7 protein-coding genes are annotated in these 17,669 nt (G+C 73.3%); 4 read left to right on the top strand and 3 right to left on the bottom strand.

The features are described from left to right. The first annotated feature begins 322 nt into the window (after positions 1-322). Complete coding sequence (locus ACZ303_RS17295) at positions 323-1,969, top strand: AMP-binding protein (protein ID WP_467339728.1); 1,647 nt, start codon at positions 323-325, stop codon at positions 1,967-1,969. Positions 1,970-2,028: 59 nt separating this feature from the next. Here the strand turns inward: ACZ303_RS17295 and ACZ303_RS17290 are convergent, their stop codons facing one another. Further along, complete coding sequence (locus ACZ303_RS17290; RefSeq protein ID WP_467339726.1) at positions 2,029-9,462, bottom strand: SDR family NAD(P)-dependent oxidoreductase; 7,434 nt, start codon at positions 9,460-9,462, stop codon at positions 2,029-2,031. Positions 9,463-9,729: 267 nt separating this feature from the next. Here ACZ303_RS17290 and ACZ303_RS17285 point away from each other — a divergent pair, with 267 nt between their 5' ends. After that, complete coding sequence (locus ACZ303_RS17285; RefSeq protein ID WP_467339724.1) at positions 9,730-10,782, top strand: 3-oxoacyl-ACP synthase III family protein; 1,053 nt, start codon at positions 9,730-9,732, stop codon at positions 10,780-10,782. 535 nt (positions 10,783-11,317) lie between these two features. Here the strand turns inward: ACZ303_RS17285 and ACZ303_RS17280 are convergent. Together ACZ303_RS17280 and ACZ303_RS17275 are read right to left on the bottom strand one after the other, a co-directional pair. After that, complete coding sequence (locus ACZ303_RS17280; protein ID WP_467339722.1) at positions 11,318-11,932, bottom strand: RICIN domain-containing protein; 615 nt, start codon at positions 11,930-11,932, stop codon at positions 11,318-11,320. 262 nt (positions 11,933-12,194) lie between these two features. After that, positions 12,195-15,002, bottom strand: coding sequence for a helix-turn-helix transcriptional regulator (locus tag ACZ303_RS17275; RefSeq protein ID WP_467339720.1), 2,808 nt, complete (start codon positions 15,000-15,002; stop codon positions 12,195-12,197). A 368-nt stretch (positions 15,003-15,370) separates the two neighbouring features. On the opposite strand from ACZ303_RS17275, the gene ACZ303_RS17270 reads away from it, so the two are divergent. Together ACZ303_RS17270 and ACZ303_RS17265 are read left to right on the top strand one after the other, a co-directional pair. Next, the gene (locus ACZ303_RS17270) at positions 15,371-16,972 is read left to right on the top strand and encodes an APC family permease (protein WP_467340184.1); all 1,602 of its coding nucleotides are present in this window, start codon (positions 15,371-15,373) and stop codon (positions 16,970-16,972) included. A gap of 77 nt (positions 16,973-17,049) precedes the next feature. Next, on the top strand, positions 17,050-17,661 hold the full coding sequence (locus tag ACZ303_RS17265) for a hypothetical protein (RefSeq protein WP_467339718.1): 612 nt from the start codon (positions 17,050-17,052) through the stop codon (positions 17,659-17,661). Positions 17,662-17,669: the final 8 nt, after the last annotated feature.

Raw genomic sequence — 17,669 nt, 5'->3', positions numbered from 1 at the left:
TGATAGGTCCCTTCGGTGGACCGCCCTTCGTGACGCCGACACGGCCGCCAACTGCGTTGCTCTGGCGAAGAGTTCTTGCCCTCGCGTGGGCCGTCTTGTGCCGGGGCGCACCTGATTCACTCGTGTAGGTGATGCCCGGGTGACGGTGTGATCCGCATGCTGGTAGAGCGAGCCCGTCCTCGCAGCGGTCGGGCGGCGGCCGGTTGTGTCGGACCGGGCCGGGGCGGCCCGTACGCCCTTTCCCGTCCACGCGCCGGGCGCGGTGCCGGTGCCGTGCCGCCGCTCCGGACCGTCGACCACACCGCACCGGAGGTGTCCGCCCGTGGCCCCGCTGGCCCGTACCGTCCTGTGCGCCCTGCGGGACGCACCCGAGGGCGTGTGCCTGTACTACCCGCGGGGCCTACGGGGTTTCGCGGCGCTCACCAACGCCGACGCAGCCGCCAGGAGCCTGTCGACCGCCGCGGCCCTGACCCGCGCCGGGATCCGTCCCGGGCACCGCGTGGCCGTACTCACCCGCGACCCGGTGGAGCTGGGGACCTGCGTGCTGACCCTGACCGGCATGGGTGCCGTCCCCGTCCTCGTCGACGGCTCCCTGCCGCTGCCCACGATGGCGCGGTGCCTGGCGGCCGCGGCGCCGGACGCCCTGCTGGCCGAGCCGCTCGCCCACGTCGCGGCCCGCCTCCTCGGTTGGGGCGGGGGCACCGTACGCCACCGCGTGGTGGCCGGACCACCGGCCTGGCCCGGCCGGACCCTGGACCGGCTGCGCCGCGCCGTGCCCCCCTGGCAGACCATGACCGACTCCCACGACGACGCCCCGGCGATGGTCGTCTTCACCTCCGGTGCGACGGGGCCGCCCAGGGGAGTCCTCTACCGGCACGGCACCGTACGGGCGCAGATCCAGGCGCTCCCGCGCGGCCTGGAACCGGCCGGGCAGACGGTGGTGGCCGCGTTCGTACCGGCCGCGGTCCTGGGGCCGCTGCTCGGTGCCACCACGGTGATCCCCCGCCTCGACCTGACCCGGCCCGCCCGCGTCCGCGCACGCGCCCTGGCGGATGCCGTCAACCGCACGGGCGCCGGGGTGCTTCTCGGCTCGCCCGCGCTCCTGGACCGCCTGGCCCGACACTGCGTCCGCACGCTCACACCCCTGCCGACCCTGCGGCACGTCTTCTCCTTCGGCGCCTCCCTGCCCTACGCGGTCCTCGACCGCCTGCGGGTGTGCCTGCCCGCCGCCGCGACCGTGCACAGCGTCTACGGCGCCACCGAGGCCCTGCCGGTCAGTGCGATCGACCACCGGGAGCTGCTCCCGCTGCGCTCCGCCACCGCCCAGGGGCACGGCGTGTGCCTGGGCCGGCCCGTACCGGGTGTCACCGTCCGCGTCCTGCCGCTGGATATGCCGTACCCGGAGCCGTACACCGCAGGGCTGCCGTGCGGCATGGCCGGCGAACTCGCCGTCGCGGGCCCGAACGTCAGCCCGGCCTACCTGGATCCGGAGGACACCCGGGCCGCGAAGGTGCACGGAACGGACGACGGCGCCCTCCACCGCATGGGCGACGTCGGCTCGCTGGACGAAGAGGGTCGCATCTGGTTCTACGGCCGCCTCGCGCACCGGCTGCGCACCGCGGAAGGCGATGTGTTCACCGAGCAGGTCGAACCGGCCCTCGACGCCGTGCCCGGCGTGCGCCGCACCGCGCTGGTCGGCGTCGGAGCGGCCACCGCGCAGCGCCCCGTGGTGATCGTCGAGATGGAGCCGGGGACACCGCGCGCGGCTCGCGCGCAGGTGCGCCGCGCCATCCAGGAGGCGCTGGGGGGTCTGGAGCGGCCGGTGACCGGTGTGGTGCCCGTGCTGTTCCACCGGTCACTGCCGATGGACCACCGCCACGGAGCGAAGATCGACCGTACGGGGCTGTCCCGTTGGGCCGCCGCCCGGCTCGCCCGTGACGCGAAGCCGGGGGAGCCGGACGCCGGTTGAGCATGACGGGACCGTCGGCCGGACGCGCCGACGCGAGCCCGCCCCTTACCCCCGGCCCCTCACGGGGCCGGCGGCGCGATGGCCGCCTGCGCCGGGTGTGACGGGTGGACGCCCAGGCGATCGTGGATCAGACGGGCGAAGTGGGTCAAGGTCCGTCCGCCGGCCAAGAGTTCGCTGGGCGGGATGTGGACGTCGAAGTATTCGCGGGCCTTGAGGATGAATTCGGCACCCATGAGGGAGTCCAGGCCGAGTTCCTCCAGGCGGCGGTCCGGGTCCAGTTCCGACGGGTCGGTGTGCAGAACCGTGGCGAGGTGGCGGGCCAGCATGTCGGTGATGGCGCGCACGGCGTCCTCGGGAGTCATCGCGGCCAGGGTGCGCAGCAGCTCCTCGCGGGATTCGTCCGTGTCCGCCGCGCCGGCGGGGACGAGGTGGGCGTAGCGGGGGGTGGAGAGGGAGGGGAGGAGGCGGCGGGCGCGGGCCCAGCGGTAGCGGCCGACGCCGGCGACGTCGGTGTCCGCGGTGAGGAGGTGGTCCGCGGTAGTGAACGCGTCGGTGGGGGAGACGGGATCGAAGCCGAGGCCGGTCATGGTGGCCACGAGGTTGTTGCGGGCGACGTATCCGGTGTCGGCGATGGGGCCCCAGGCGATCGTCGTGGCGGTGCGTCCGGCGTGGCGGCGGGCCCGCGCGAGAGCCTCCAGGTAGGCGTTTCCGGCGACGTACGGGGCCTGTGCGAGATTGCCGGTGGCCGCGGTGACCGATGAGTACAGCAGGAAGAGGTCGAGGTCGCGGTCGGCGGTGAGCCGGTCGAGGACGTCCGCGCCGGCGGCTTTGGGGGCGAGGACGGCGGCGAAGCGCTCGTCGGTGAGGTCGGCCAGCGGGGCGTCGTCGAGGTGCATGGCGCAGTGGACCACGCCGCGCAGGGGATGCCCGGTGGCATCCACGGCGGCGATCACGCGGCGTACGGCCGCCTCGTCGGTGACGTCGGCGGCGTACGGGGTGGCGCATACCCCGCGTCGGGCGAGCCGGTCGAGGACGTCGGTCGCCTCCGGCGCGTCGGCTCCTCGGCGGCCGAGCAGGGCCAGGTGCCGGACTCCCCGGTCGGCCAGCCAGTCGGCGGTGGCCGCGCCGAAGCCGCTGAGCCCGCCGGTGATCAGATACGTCCCCGCCGGGTCCAGCACCGGGGCGGACAGGGTGGGTTCGACGGGAACGGGCTCGTCCAGCGGGTCGAAGGAGATGACGACCTTGCCGGTGTGGCGGGAGTGCTGGAGCAGCCGGAATGCCTCGTCGACGCGGGCGGCCGGGTAGACGGAGTGCGGGAGCGGACGGTACTCGCCGGAGGCCACCCGCATCGTGGTGTCGAGCATCAGACGAGGGCCGCGTACGGGGTCGAACGCGATGCTGTCGAGATTGAAGCCGAGAAAGGTGATGCTGCGGTGGAAGGGGCGCAGCAGGAGGGGGTTGTTGAAGAAGATGTCGCGCTTGCCGAGCTCGATGAAGCGGCCGTTGGGGCGCAGCAGGTCGAGGCTCTGGGCGATGGCCTCGCCACTGAGGGAATTGACGACGATGTCGACGCCCTTCCCGCCGGTCAGTTCGCGTACCCGGGGTGCGAAGTCGAGGGTGCGGGAGTCCAGGGCGTGCTCGACGCCGAGGGTGCGCAGCAGATCGCGTTTGGTCTCGGTGCCCGCTGTGGCGATGACGCGCAGGTCCAGGGACCGGGCGCACTGGATGATGGCCAGGCCGACGGCTCCGGCTCCGCCGTGCACCAGCACCGTCTCACCGGGGAGCGGCCGGGCCTCGTCGACGAGGGTGTGGTGGACGGTGGAGAAGGCCACCGGGAAGGTCGTCGCCTCGGCCCAGCTCATGCCGTCGGGGATCGGGCAGGCGGCCGCGACGGGCATGACGGAGTGGGAGGCGAGCGCCACGGGCGTCAGCCCACAGACCCGGTCGCCCACCGCGTACGTGGTGATCCCGGCACCGACGGCGCTGACGACGCCCGCCCCGTCGGTGCCCAGCCCGCGGCTGAGCACGGTGCCCTCGACGGCCTCGGGTGGCAGCAGCCCGTTGGCGCGCATCGGGTCGCGGTAGTTCAGGGCGACGGCCCGCATCTCCACCAAGAGCTCGCCGGGCTCCGGCCGGAGCGGTTCCATCCGGCGCCACACGAGCCGGCGGGAGAGCCCGGGGTTGCGCACTTCCAGGATGAACGGTGGACCGGAGGGGGCGGCGGCGGGCTGATCGGCCGGGCGCTGGACCTGGCGGGGTACGAACCGGCCGCCCAGGGTGAGCACGATCTCGTCCTCGTCGGTGGGCGCCCGCAGTTCGCGGGCCAGGCGACGGGCGTCGGCGGCCGGGTCGCCGGTGCGGTCCAGGGAGATCCGGCGCATCCGCAGGCCGGGCTGTTCGTTGGCCAGGGTGCGGGCGGCACCCCAGATCGCCGCGTCGGCGGGGTGGGCGGGGCGCTCCGGTGCGGGGAACAGACCGCTGGGGCGGGCGACCAGCCACACCTCGGGGTGGGTTCCGTCCTCCCGCCCGGCGCAGGCGGCGGCCAGGGCCCGCAGGACGGCGGCGCGGCGCGTCGTGCCGGCGACCGTCCCTCGCGGGTCGTCGGGGCTGTCCGGGTGCTCGCCCAGGAGCAGGACGACGCCGGTGGTGTCGGCGGTCAGTGCCGTGGTCCAGGCGGCGGAGTCGTCGGTGGCGGCGGTGATGCCGGCGCCGCCCAGCAGATCGGACAGCGCCTGGGCGGTGGGTGTCTCGCCGGGCGTCTCGGGGGAGACGACCCAGGCGGTGTCCGGTGCCGGTGCCGGCGCGGGCGTGGGCGCGGGCGGGGCGGGTTCGGCGGCCGGGACGGGCTCGGCGACCAGGAGATGTCCGGCGGCGGCCAGGAGGACGGAGCGGTCGTCGGTGCCCGTCCGTACGGTGCCGGTGAAACCGCACTCCCCGAGGAGCGGCACCCACTGGTCCCGGTCCGGCAGCACCGTTTCCGGGCGCAGCGTACGGTCGTTGCGCTGCCAGAACGCCTCGGTGCCGCCGCGGAGAAGGCCCAGCCGCCGCGCGTCGTGCGACTCCGCGGCGAGCAGATGCCCGCCGGGGGCGAGCAGGGTGTGGACGCGGCGCAGCCCTTCGGCCAGGTCGGCGGCGGTGTGCAGGGCGTCGTCGGCGACGATCAGGTCGAATCCGCCGCCGTCGAAGCCCTGGACGGCCGGGTCGGTGTCCAGGTCGAGGGTCCGGTACTCGACGAAGTCGTAGGCGCCGAAGCGGTGTCCGGCACCGGCGAAGCCCGCCGACGAACGGTCGGTGCAGGTGTAGCGGGTGCGGTCCGCCGGAAGCAGGGGGAGCAGGGCCGCGGTGAGACCGTGGGTCCTGGCGCCGAGTTCCAGTACGCGCAGCGGGCGGTCGCCGGGCCAGCGGCGGACGATCTCGCCGAGCAGGGCCTGGGCGACGCGGTGGGTGAAGCGGCGGACCGGTGCGACGGCGTACAGCTGCTCGTACGCGCTGTCGCCGGCCTGGAGGAGTTCCTGTGCCTCCGGGGCGTCGCGCAGCACCGCGGGCAGGCGCCGCAGGTGCGCGTTGAGATGGGTGGTCTCGGTGATGAAGGCCGGATGATCCTCCACCAGGGCCCGCAGCAGTCCCTCGTGGCGGGGCTCGGCGCCGGCCAGCCGCCATCGGCCGTCACCGGCGGGCCGGGCCAGTCCGTGCCGGGTCATCAGCGGGAGCATCAGCAGCGCCAGTCGCCGGTGCCGGGGCTGGAGTCCGCCGGCCATGAGGTCGGACAGGCCGAACGCGGCGGCCGGGTCGGTGAGCAGGCCGGCTACGGCCGAGGCCCAGCAATGGGCGGCCGTCTCGTCGACGGCCGCCGTGAAGCGGTCGTGACCGGTCTCCCGCAGGGCGTCCAGCAGTCGGGTGATCCGGTCCTGGACGGCGGTCGCCAGGTCCGCCGGCGGGGGCAGCGGCGAAGGGCCGGCCGGGGCCGCCGGGTGCGGTGCGGCACGCAGCACCGTCTGCTGGACGGTCAGCGGGGTGTGCTGGGTGTTGTACACGCGCCGGGTGCGGAACCCCTCGATCTCGGCAGTGACGGTGCCGTCCTCGTCGGCATAGATGACGTCCCAGCAGACTTCCGTCTCGGTGTGGCTGCGCCGGCGCAGGTGGATGACGCCGGTGGGTGCCGGGGTGCGCCATACCCGCACCGAGTCGAACGTGGACGGCAGATAGACCTCGCCGCCGCTCATGAGCCGCTCCAACAGCGCGACGGTGGCCTGGAAGGGGCCGTCCAGCAGGACCGGGTGCACCGTGTACGCGTCGCCCGGGTCCTCGTGCCGATAGGAGGCCAGCAGCTCGTCCTCCCCGACGTGCAGTTCGCGCAGCAGCTGGAAGGCCGGACCGATGTCGAAGCCGGCACTGTGGCACGTACGGTAGAAATCCGGGCTGGTCACCGTGCGGGGGCAGCGTGCGCGGACCGCCGCGGGGTCGAGCGGAGCGGAAGCCGTGCCGAGCAGGGTGCGGACCTGGGCACGTACGACCGTGTGGCTCTCGGTTCCGCGGCCTTCGCTGTTGCTGATGGTCAGCGCGCCGTCCTCGGGCGTCACGGAGGTCTGCATCCGGGCCGTACCGGGGTCGGGCCAGGCGATGGGGAACGGAGTGATGATGCCCAGGTGCCGCACTTCCACCGGCCGGTCCAGCGCCCGTCGTCCGGCGGACAGCGCCATCTCGACGTACGCGGCGGCGGGCATCAATACCGATCCGACGATCCTGTGGTCGCCCAGCCAGGGCACGAGCTGGGGCTCGATGGCGCCTTCCCACACCGGGTGGGGAGCCGGGAGGCGTTCGCCGAGCAGCGGGTGGTCGAGCAGGCCGGTGCCGCTGGTGCGGATGACCAGGTCCTGCGGGGCGCCCAGCCAGTGCCGTTCACGCTGCCAGGGGTAGGCCGGGAGGTCGGTCACCCGGCCCGGGCGGGGGAAGTGGCTCCGCCAGTCGACGCGGGCGCCGGCCGCGAGCAGGGCGGCGACGGCCGCGGCCGTCTCGCGGTGGCCGTCGCCGTCGCGGTGGAGGGTGGGAACGTACGTGGCGTCGGTGCGCCGCAGGTAGGGGCGCAATACCGGGTGGGGTCCGATCTCCACGAGGATGCCGGCGTGATCGGCGAGGACGCGGGTGACGGCTTCGTGGAAGCGGACCGGCTCGCGGACGTTGCGCCACCAGTAGCCGGCGGTGAGCTCCTCACCGGCCAGCGCCGCGCCGGTGACGGTGGAGACGAAGGGGATACGGGCCGCGGTGGGCTCCAGTCCGGCCAGCGCGGCCCGCAACGGGTCGGCGAGGGGGTCCATGGCGCGGCTGTGGAAGGCGTAATCGAGGTCGAGTTCCTGGAAGAAGACGTCCCGGGCCGTCAGTTCCGCGCCGAGGGCGGCCAGGGCCTCCGGGTCTCCGGCGACGGTGACGCTCCGGTCGTCGTTGATGCCGGCGATCTCCAAGGCGGGCGCGTACGCGGACAGTTCCTGCCGGGCCGCCTGCTCGGGCAGTCCGACGGCGGCCATCCGGCCGGTGCCCGCGGTGACGCCCTGGGCGCGGCTGCGTTCGGCGATCACCCGGGCGGCCTGCTCCAGGGTCAGCGCCCCGGCGGCATGGGCCGCGGCCACTTCGCCGACGCTGTGCCCGACAACGGCCGCCGGACGCAGCCCGCCCGCTGCCAGCAGGGCGACCAGCCCCACTTGCACGGCGAACAGGGTGGGTTGGGCGATCTCGGTACGCTGCCAGCGGGACGCGTCGGGCTCGGCCAGCTCCTCCGTCACCGACCAGCCCAGGTGCGGGGCGAGCGCGGCATCGGCCTGTTCGACGGCGGTGCGGAAGACCGGCGCGCCGTCCAGGAGATCGGCGGCCATGCCGGGCCACTGGGAGGCGTTGCCCGAGAAGACGAACGCCACCGTGCCCCGCTCGGCCTTCCGGACCTTGGCCCCGTGGGCGGGTGTGTCCGCGAAGAGCCGGTCCAGCCGGTCCGCGGCCTCGTCCGGCCCGCCGGCGAGGACGGCGGCGCGGTGCGGGTGGGTGCTGCGGCGCAGGGTGCTGGTGTGTGCCAGGTCGTAGAACTCCTCGGGCGCCGCCTTTCGAAGCCGCGCCGAGACGCGCGCGGCCAGCTCCCGCAGCGCCTTGGCCGAACGGGCGGAGATCACGACGGGAAGCGTGCCGCCGCCGCGGTCGTCCCCGAGCGGCGGAGCCGGTGGAGCGGTGAGGACGACGTGGGCGTTGGCTCCGCCGAAGCCGAAGGAGTTCACACCCACCGCGGCCCCGGCCGTGCGGGGGAGTTCGACGGGCTCGACCGTGGGGGCCAGGCCGAGTCCGGTGAAGTCGATGTCCGGGTTGAGCGGCTGGGCGTGCAGGGTCACCGGGGCCACGCCGTGCCGCAGGACGAGCAGGGCCTTGAACAGGCTCGCCATGCCCGAGGCCGGTTCCAGATGCCCCAGGTTGGACTTGACGGAGCCCACCGGCAGCGGCCCCACGGTCCGGCGACGCCGGCCCAGGGCCTGTCCGATCGCCCGGGCCTCGGCCGGGTCCCCGGCGGGGGTGCCGGTGCCGTGCGCCTCGAAGTACACCAGATCGTCCGGATCCACCCCCGCCTGCTCGTACACGGTGCGCAGCAGTGCTTCCTGGGCCTGGAAACTGGGCAGGGCCAGGCCGTGGGTGCGGCCGTCGCAGTTGGTGCCGGTACCGGCGATGACCGCGTGGATCCGGTCGCCGTCGGCCAGCGCGTCGGCCAGTCGTTTGAGGACGACCACGCCCCCGCCCTCCGCCCGGACGAAACCGTCGGCCTCGGCGGAGAAGGCCGCACACCGGCCGCGCGGTGACAGCATGCCCGCGTGCGAGAAGCCCACGAAGGGAAAGGGGCCGCCCAGCACATTGATGCCGCCGGCGAGCGCGGTGCGGCTGGTGCCGTCCAGCACGGTGCGGCAGGCACGGTCGAGTGCCACCAGCGCGGAGGAGCAGGCGGTGTCGATCACCATGCTCGGACCGCGCAGGTCGAAGCAGTACGAGAGGCGGTTCGCCGCGATCGACAGCGTGGATCCGCTCATCGTGTAGGGGTTGGCGTACTGTTCGATGGTGCCCTGGACCACCCCGTAGAACGGGTCGGAAATGCCGACGAAGACACAGGTGTCCGACCCGGCCAGTGACTCGGCGGGAATCCCGGCGTCGTCCAGGGCCTCCGCGGCCAGCTCCAGCAGGATCCGCTGCTGCGGGTCCATGGCCGCGGCCTCCTTCGGAGCGATGCCGAAATAGGCCGCGTCGAACCCGGCCACGTCGTCGAGGAAGCCCCCGGCCGCCGTGTAGCTCCGGCAGGGGCGGAGAGCACCGGGGTCCACGAAACGGGTCTTGTCGAACCGGTCCGCCGGGACCTCGCCGACCGCGTCCCTGCCCTCGCGCAGGGCCGCCCACAGCCCGCCCAGGTCCGAGATCCCTCCAGGCAGTCGACAGCTGGCGCCCACGACGGCCAGCGCACGGTCGTTGAACTCCATCCTCATCCCCCGTCCGGTTCCCGCGTATGGCCGGTTCCGTATCCCTACCCGGCCCAGAACCGGCCATGCGACTATTAACCCGTGTCGGTTAAGTCACTGAAAAATTGGGGTAGTTAACCTTCCCTCCCTATTGATGCGGTGTGGCCCTGCCGGCTCATGCGCCCCGCCCGACCGGGGTGGGGGCGCGGCAGGATGGGTGGGATCGGCCGAAGTGCCCATAAAACGCTGGGCACGTGATGCTCGCACCGGAAAGGTCTGGTCTCGCCCATGCCGCTTCCGTACCGTGGTCCGGTGTCGCCCGCCTGCCGTGCCCGGCTGGTGTCGACCGCTGTGCACCTCCCGCCCCAGTACCGGACCATGGAGCAGGCCCGGGCGGCCATCGCCGCGGCGAGGAGTCCCTTCGTGCCTCCGCCCGGCCTGCTGGAGGACATCACCGGCGTACGCGGCGTCCATGTGAAGTCCGCTGACGAGCAGGCGTCCGACCTCGCGGCGGCGGCCGCCGTCAAGGCGCTGGACATGGCGGGCGCGAGCATCGACGAGATCGACCTGTTGCTGTTCGCCTCCAGCGGCCAGGACCTTGTCGAACCGGCCACCGCCCACATCGTGGCCGCCAAACTCGGGGCCATCTGCCCGGTGTTCGACGTGAAGAACGCCTGCAACAGCGTGCTCAACGCCCTGGAGACGGCCGCGGCCTTCATCGAGAGCGGCCGGCACCGCACCGTTCTGATCGCCTGCGGGGAGACGGCGACGCTCACCGCCCGCTGGCACGTGCCCGACTACGAGACCTTCATGCGCCACCTGCCCGGCTACACCGTCTCCGACGCCGGCGCCGCCCTCCTCCTGACCGCGGGACCGGCGGGACCGGACGACCCCGGAGTGCTCCACACGATCTTCGCCGCGGACTCCTCGGCCTGGGAGGCGTGCACCGTCGCGGCCGGTGGCTCGATGCACCCGCGTTCCACGCACGACGACCACGTGTGCCTCCGGCTCAACGACGACCAGTTGTCCGAGGCCGGCCGCCGCATGGCCAACTTCGTGGTGGAGTACGCCACGGACGAGATGGCGCTGGTGCGGCAGAGCGCGTTCGTCGCCATCCACCAGATCTCCATGCCACAGTTCCAGGAGGCCTGCACCATGCTCGGCCTGCCGGCAAGCCGATTCCTGGCCACGGTGGACAGGTACGGCAACGCGGCCTCCGCGTCCCTCCCCCTGCAACTGACCCTGGCCCAGCAGGCCGATCGCGTCATGCCCGGCGACCTCGTCGCCCTCATCGGTCTCGCCAGCGGATTCAGCATCGGGCTGGCGCTGATCCGGCTCTGAGCGAGCGCTTGCCTACCGCGGGCACGCGGCAGCTTCAGGAGCCTGGGTACCGTCCTGCGTTTGGTGAGGTCACACCAGGATGCGACTGGTCTACCGGGTCGGTCGGGCCGCCATGGGGAGATCCATGGCGTGCACCTCCGTGAGGTAGGAGGCCTCCTGTTCGGTGGTAGGACGGTTGTGGCTGGACATCCGACACCAACGGCTACGCGGAGTGCAAGAACGCCCCCATGCCTGTCGCGCCGCTCACGCTCGCGCAGCTCCTGCTTCGGGGTTACGACGCGACCTTCGACGGCGACAGGGCGTACGCGCCGGCGAGCGCGCACAACACCGTCGGCCTCCCCGAATGACGTCGTGACGGCGGGCCGGGACGGCCGCCACCCGGGTCCGAGAGCCGCCCACGCATTTCCCTCTTCCCCGTTTCATCCAGAGCACGGCATGGCATATCCGGTGCGGTGGCGCTGATCGGCGCCGCCGCGCTCGTCGTACTACCGGGCCACCACACGTCCGAGGCGAGGTGCGGGCCGAGCCGGTTCCGTCAGAATCCGATGCACTGGTACATGGCGGCCTGCGTGCCCGACGTCCTGCTCGCGCCCGGCATGTCCGCGCACATCCACGTCGGCGCACCGCTCGGAGTGGTACCACTGATCCAGAAGCCGGGGTTGCCGTCGATGCCGTCGGTGTCCCACCACTTCTGGGTCAGGGCACCGACGCAGTCGTACTGGACGAGCTTGGCGCCGTTCACGGCGGAGCCCTGGATGGTCAGACACTTGTTGGAATAGGCGTTGCGGGCTTCGAGATAGGTCCCGCCGTCCGTGAGCTTCGTCTTCCACGCCTGTTCGGGGGAGCTGCCGCATTCGGCCTGGACGACCGGGGCCCCGTTGTCGGTGGAGGCGCCCTTCACCTTCAGACACAGACCGCTGTTGTAGTTGACGATCTCGAAGTTCTTGCCGCGCTGACGCAACTGCCAGAGTTCCTGCGGCGGCAGGGCGGACTGCGCGGCCGCCGCCTTCGCGCCGCCCGTCGACTGCGTGACGGCCGGGCTCCCCGCGGGGGTGGCCGTCGCCGTGGCCGTGGCCAGGGTCGCGAGCGAGCCCGCGGTGACGAACGCGATCGCCATGGAACGTACGGATCTGCGGCGGGTGGTCTTCATGGTGTCTCCTTGTCGACGGTCTGGCCGGTGGGACGAGCAAAGACGGGGACGTACGAGCCGCCCGCGGATGCAGGAAGGTGTCGCGTGTGCTGCCGGCCGGCGGCCCGCCCCCTCACGCTCCTGCCGCGTCCGGGCTCCGGCGCGGGTCCCACCCTGCCAAGGGGCGGACTGGCCCGGCCATCGTGGAAGACCACGACCTTTGATGGACCGGCGGACGCACCGCGCGGACGGGCACACCGTCGCGCTCGGTACGTACGCCACCTCAGGCGGACGGCGCGCCGAGCCTCGCCATGAGCTGGGTGCGGCGGGACACGCCGAGCTTGCGGTACGCGTGCGTGAGATGGGTCTCGACCGTGCGGCGGGCCAGGTGGAGCACCGCGCCGATCTGGGTGTTGGTCATCCCTTGGGCCGCGAGGTCGATGACGCGTTGCTCGGCGGCGCTGAGGGCGCTCCCGTCGGCCGTCGCCCGGCGCCCCATGGTGCGGGGCGTCCCCTCGGTGAGAGCCCGCTCGGTCGTCCGGACCAAGCGGCGGATCGGTGGTGTTCGCGGCCGCGCGGCCCCGGATTCGTCCCGCTGCCCGGAGGTGCCTTCGGTCGCCGCGTCCTCACCGGTGCCACGTGCCTGAAGCCGGATCGCCAGGGCGTGTGCCTCGTGGAGGTGGTCGCGGCCCTTGCGGCCGTGGCCCGCCGACAGGTGCGCCCGACCCAGGTCGGTCAGGCACTCGATCAGCTCGACCGGTGCCGTCGCCTTCCGCAGCTCTTCCACGGCCTCCGACAACGCCTCCAGCGCCCCTCGTCCACCACCGGCGGCGGCCATGGCTCGCAGGGCCCGCCCGACCGTACGGGGTGTGCCCCAGGTGCGAGCGTGCCGCAGCTCCTCCTCCGCGTACGTTCTCGCCTCGGCGAACCGGCCCAGCCGTGCCAGGGCCAGTGCGGCACCGGATCGCCATGGGGTGGCGACCGGGCTGACGAAGTCACGCGCGCTCTGCCCCGCCCCACAGGCGAGGTAACTGTCCAGTGCCGCCTCCCAGTCCTCCGCGCCCGCGGACAACTCCGCTTTCGCGTACCACAGTTCGTTCCACTCCCAGGAACTGCCGGAATCGGCTGCGCCGTCACCCGCCGCGGCGACCAGCCGCCACGCGGACGGCGAACTCCCCAGCTCGTGGTGGGCGAGCGCCACCATCGCCACCAGGTGCGGCATGCGGATGCCGCGCCCGGCGGACACGGAGATCAGCGGAGTGTTCTCGTCGACGACCCGTTGGAAGTCGCCCTTCCACAAGGCCGCCTCGGCCCGTACACCGACCAGGCACTGGTGGCCCACGTCCGTGAGGTCCGGCGGTGCGGGAGGTGCGGGCAGCACCTGATCGGCGATCGTCCGTGCCTCGTCGAGAAGGTCCGCCCACTGCAGCAGCGTGGCGGCGCTGCCCAGCCAGGCGGTGCGGATCCGGGGGTCGACCGGGGCCGCGAGCCGGGGCAGGACCTGGGCGAGAACCTCCTCGTGCGACAAGCGGCCCGCCCCGGTGTCGTACTCGGCCACCAGGCCGCAGGCCAGCGGCTCCATCGCCGCGGGGGCCGACCGGGCGAGCGCCCGCATCCGGCCGATGGCGTCGCGCCACGCGGCGGCGTCGTGCGAGGCGATGAGGGCGGCGATGGAGCGCAGTATCCGTACCAGTTCGGCGTCTCCCGCCGCCCTGCCCTCGTGTTCCAGGATCTTCAGAGCGGTGTGGGTGCGGCCCTGCACGGCCAGGGCAGCGCCGAGCGCGGGCGCCGCCTCGGCCCGGTCCCGGCGGTCGGTGTGCAGCTCCAGCGCGGCGCGCAGCCTGCGGGTGCCTGCGTCGGCGCTGACCGGCAGCTCCAGGGCTCCCAGCCTCAGCGCGAGCGCCGCACGGCGGGCCGGAGGTGCCCCTGTGAGCGCGTGCCGCAGCATCGCGGTCGCCTCCCGCGTACGGCCGTCGCGCCGCAGCGCGTCGGCGGCGTCCTCGAGTGACTGGGTCATCCACTCCTCGTCGGGCGCGTCGATCCGCAGCAGATGGGCGGCGACGGTGGCCGCCGGCGCGCCGCGCTCGTCGAGCAGCCGGGCCACGGACACGCGCAATCCACGCCGTTCGGCCGCTCCCGCCGCCTCCAGGACCGCCGCCCGGGCGGGCGCGTGGCACAGGAGCCGGGCCGCGAAGGCGCTGATCGGCGGTGCGGCGCCGGCGGCGGGACACAGGCCGGCCGCGACCTCCAGGAGGACCTGCTCCGTCATTCCGGCCTCGGTGCCCGGTCCCGGCCCGTCCGCCAGTACGGCGAGCGCGAGACAGGTGTGACGCGAGCGGGGGCCCAGTCTCTCCCGGATCCAGTGGGCGATCGTGGCTCGGTAGCGATCGCGCCCCGCGCCGCCGGGATCCCCGACGTCCGCACCGTGGTCCAGGTCGGCGAGGAGCGCCTTGACCAGGGCCGGACTGCCCGCGCAGGCCCGTACGCACAACTCGGCCCGTACCGCGTCGGCCCCGTGGGTACGCGCGAGCCGGGCGACGGCCGCCGCGCTCAACGGCAGGAGGGGTACGACCTCCCCCGTCGCGGACGGCAGCCGGGCCGTGTCATCGGGCCGCGTGACGCACTCGGTGACCGCCAGGAACACGGGCAGGTCGACGAGCCGCCGGGCCAGGTAGCCGATCCAGCGCCGGGAGACGGGGTCGGCGTCGTGGAGGTCGTCGACGGCCAGCGCCACCGGGCGCACCCGGGCCATCGCGGTCAAGCGGGCCAAAAGACGGTGGAACACCCGCTGTTCCTCCACGGGTGACTGATCGGCGAAGGGAATGCCGTCGGCGCCGAGGCCCGCGGTGGAGAAGAGCTGCCGTACGAGCGCGAAGGGGAAGGCGGCCTCCTCCGGCGAACACCGCGCACGCGACAGCCTCATGGCCCCGCCCGCGCCGGCCCGCCGCGCGACCTCCGCCAGAAGCGCGCTGCGCCCCGTGCCGGGCAACCCTTCGAACGACACCCACCAACCGGACCCCGCCCGAGCCCGGGTCACGGCCCGTGCCGCCGATGCCAGTGCCTCGTCCCTCTCGATGAGCGCATCGCTCACTTCGACCAGCTCCTCCGTCGTGCGTGGCCCGCCAAGGGTGCGGCGTGCCTATGCCGAATCCTGGAGCCGCCAAGATCGATGCACGGGAGGGTCACCGGCCATCTTTTCGGTATGTGTGTGCCATTCCGGTCGTTTATGCGAGTACGGGCGGCGGCGCGGCATGGCGACCCCAGGGCGGTCCGGTATCCGAGGGGCGGCCATTCACGCACTTCGGGTCAATGCGGAAGGGCGCGGCCGCTCCGGGGTGGTGCACGGCGCCGCGAGAACGGATTGTGTTATCCCGAAGATGGTGTGAGCCGCCGTCAGCGGACGTGGTGGTCGCACCCGGGGCCAGGAGCCAGGAGGAACAGCGCGTGGCGGACGGACGGATGCCGGTGGAGGCGACAGCTCCCGAGGCGGTCGAACAGGAACGGCGACTGCACCGGGACCTCGGGTTCTGGGCGTTGACAGGGATCGGCTTCTCCAACATCGTGGGCTCCGGCTGGCTGTTCGCCGCCATGTACGCGGCACGGACCGCCGGCCCCGCCGCGCTGCTCACGTGGGTGGGCGCGGGTGTGCTGTGCGGTCTGGTGGCGCTCGTCATGATCGAGCTCGGCGCGTCACGCCCGGAGGGCGGCGGAACGGTCCGCTGGCCGCTGTACACCGGCGGACGGCTCGTCGGCACGCTCGTCGGCTGGTCCGTGCTGCTGTCGGTGGGCGGCACCGCCGCCGAGATCAGCGCCATCATGCAGTACGCGAACCACTATCTGCCGGACCTCTACAGCGGTCACGTCCTCACCCCCACGGGCCTCGGCGTCGCCGTGGGACTCAGTGTCCTGCTGACGGCCCTGAACTGGTTCGCGGTACGGACGTTCGCCCGGCTGAACACCCTCGTGTCGGTCTTCAAGGTCGTCGTGCCGGTGATCACCGTCATCGCGCTGTTCGCCTCCGGCTGGCACTCCGGGCGCCTGACCGACCACGGAGGATTCGCCCCCTACGGCTACACCGCCTGCCTGGCCGCACTCGCCGGCGGCGGCATCGTCTACTCCGTCAACGGCTTCCAGGCGCCGCTGGACTTCTCCGGCGAGACGCGCGACCCCCGCCGCACCATCCCCGCGTCCGTCCTCACCGGCATCGGCCTGGCCCTGCTGATGTACCTGGCCCTCCAGCTGGCGTTCCTCTTCACCGTGCCCGAGGACCTGCTCGGCCACGGCTGGAAGGGCGTCAGCTTCGAATCGCCCTTCGGCCAGCTGGCCCTCATCCTCAACCTCCACTGGCTCTCCAGCCTGCTCTACGCGGACGCGGTCGTCTCACCGGGCGGTTCGGCCTACGTCGGTGTGGCGCTCAACGCCCGCCACACCTACGCCCTCGCCAAGAACGGCACCCTGCCCCGGACCTTCATGCGGGTCGACCGGCGCTCCGGCATCCCGCACCGGGCGCTCGCGCTCAACCTCGCCGTGATCGTGGTGTTCCTGCTGCCGTTCGGCGGGTGGCAGTCCATCGTCAGCATCATGGGCGACATGTACCTGCTGATCTACGCCGCCTCGGCCGTCGCCGTCGCCGTCTTCCGCGCCGACCCCGGCACGCCGATGGCCGGCTGGGTACCGGGGCTGCGCTGGATCGCCCCCGTCAGCTTCGTCGTGGCGAGCGAGTTCGTCTACTGGTCGGGCTGGCACGACCTGCGCCTGGCCCTGCCGCTGGTCCTGGCCGGTCTACTGATCTTCCTGGCGATGCGGCGCTCCGGCCACGACGACCGCCCGCTCGCCGGCGAACTGCGCGAGGGCGCGTGGCTGGTGGTCTATCTCGTGGCCCTGACGGCGCTGTCGTGGCTGGGCACCTTCAAGGGCTCCGGCAGGCTGCCCGCGCCGTACGACTCGCTGACCGTCGCCGCCGTCACCCTGGGCATCTTCTTCTGGGCGGTCCGCTCCGGCGTCGGCCAGATGAGCCGCTACCGCGCGGCGGGAACGGCTCCGGGCGCGGAGCCGTCCTGACGCGGGCCGCGGGAGCCCCCGGCCCCCGGTCCCGGCGGCGTACGGGAGATCATGGATGCCGGCAAGGGGGCATCACCATGACAGCACAGCAGGCACCACGCTCAAGCACCGTCCCGACCCACCCGGGCGGCATCACCGCGGGGTGGGCCGCGGCACTGTGGGGGGCGGTCGTATGCCTGTCCGCGGAAAGCGTCCTCCTGCTGTTCGGATCGCTCGTGACAGGCTTTCCCCCGAGCCGGGGAACGGGGCTGGGCCACGCCCTGTCCGAAGGCGCGGCCGCGGCCCTCCTCGCGTGTGTCTATGCCGCCCCCGCCTCACTGCTGCTCGGCGCGGTCGGAGGGCCTACGGTCCTGCTCACCCTCGTACTCGCCCGATGGACTTCCCGCTCCCGGGGCCATGACGAGACCTGGCACCGGTGCCTGGCCGTCCACGTGGCCCTGAGCGCGGTGGTCGTGCCTCCCCTGGTCACCGTGTACACGGGCGCGCGTGCCTCGTGGGCGTTCGGCCTGTCCTGGTGGGCGGCGCATGTACTCGTACTCGCACCGGCCCTCCTGGTCGCCCGCCGCGCCGCCGACCGGAAGACACTCACGGGGCGCTACGCCTCGCTCCTCCGACGGGTGGCCGCGACCGCGGGTGCCCTGCTGCTGGCCGCGGCCACCGGCTATGCGTGCTACCTCATGGGGCGTTGACCTGGGGG

It is taken from the genome of Streptomyces sp. NPDC023527 (assembly GCF_055560115.1).
The sequence above is the reverse complement of the archived record's forward strand: the minus strand, read 5'-3'. Positions and strand labels throughout refer to the sequence as shown.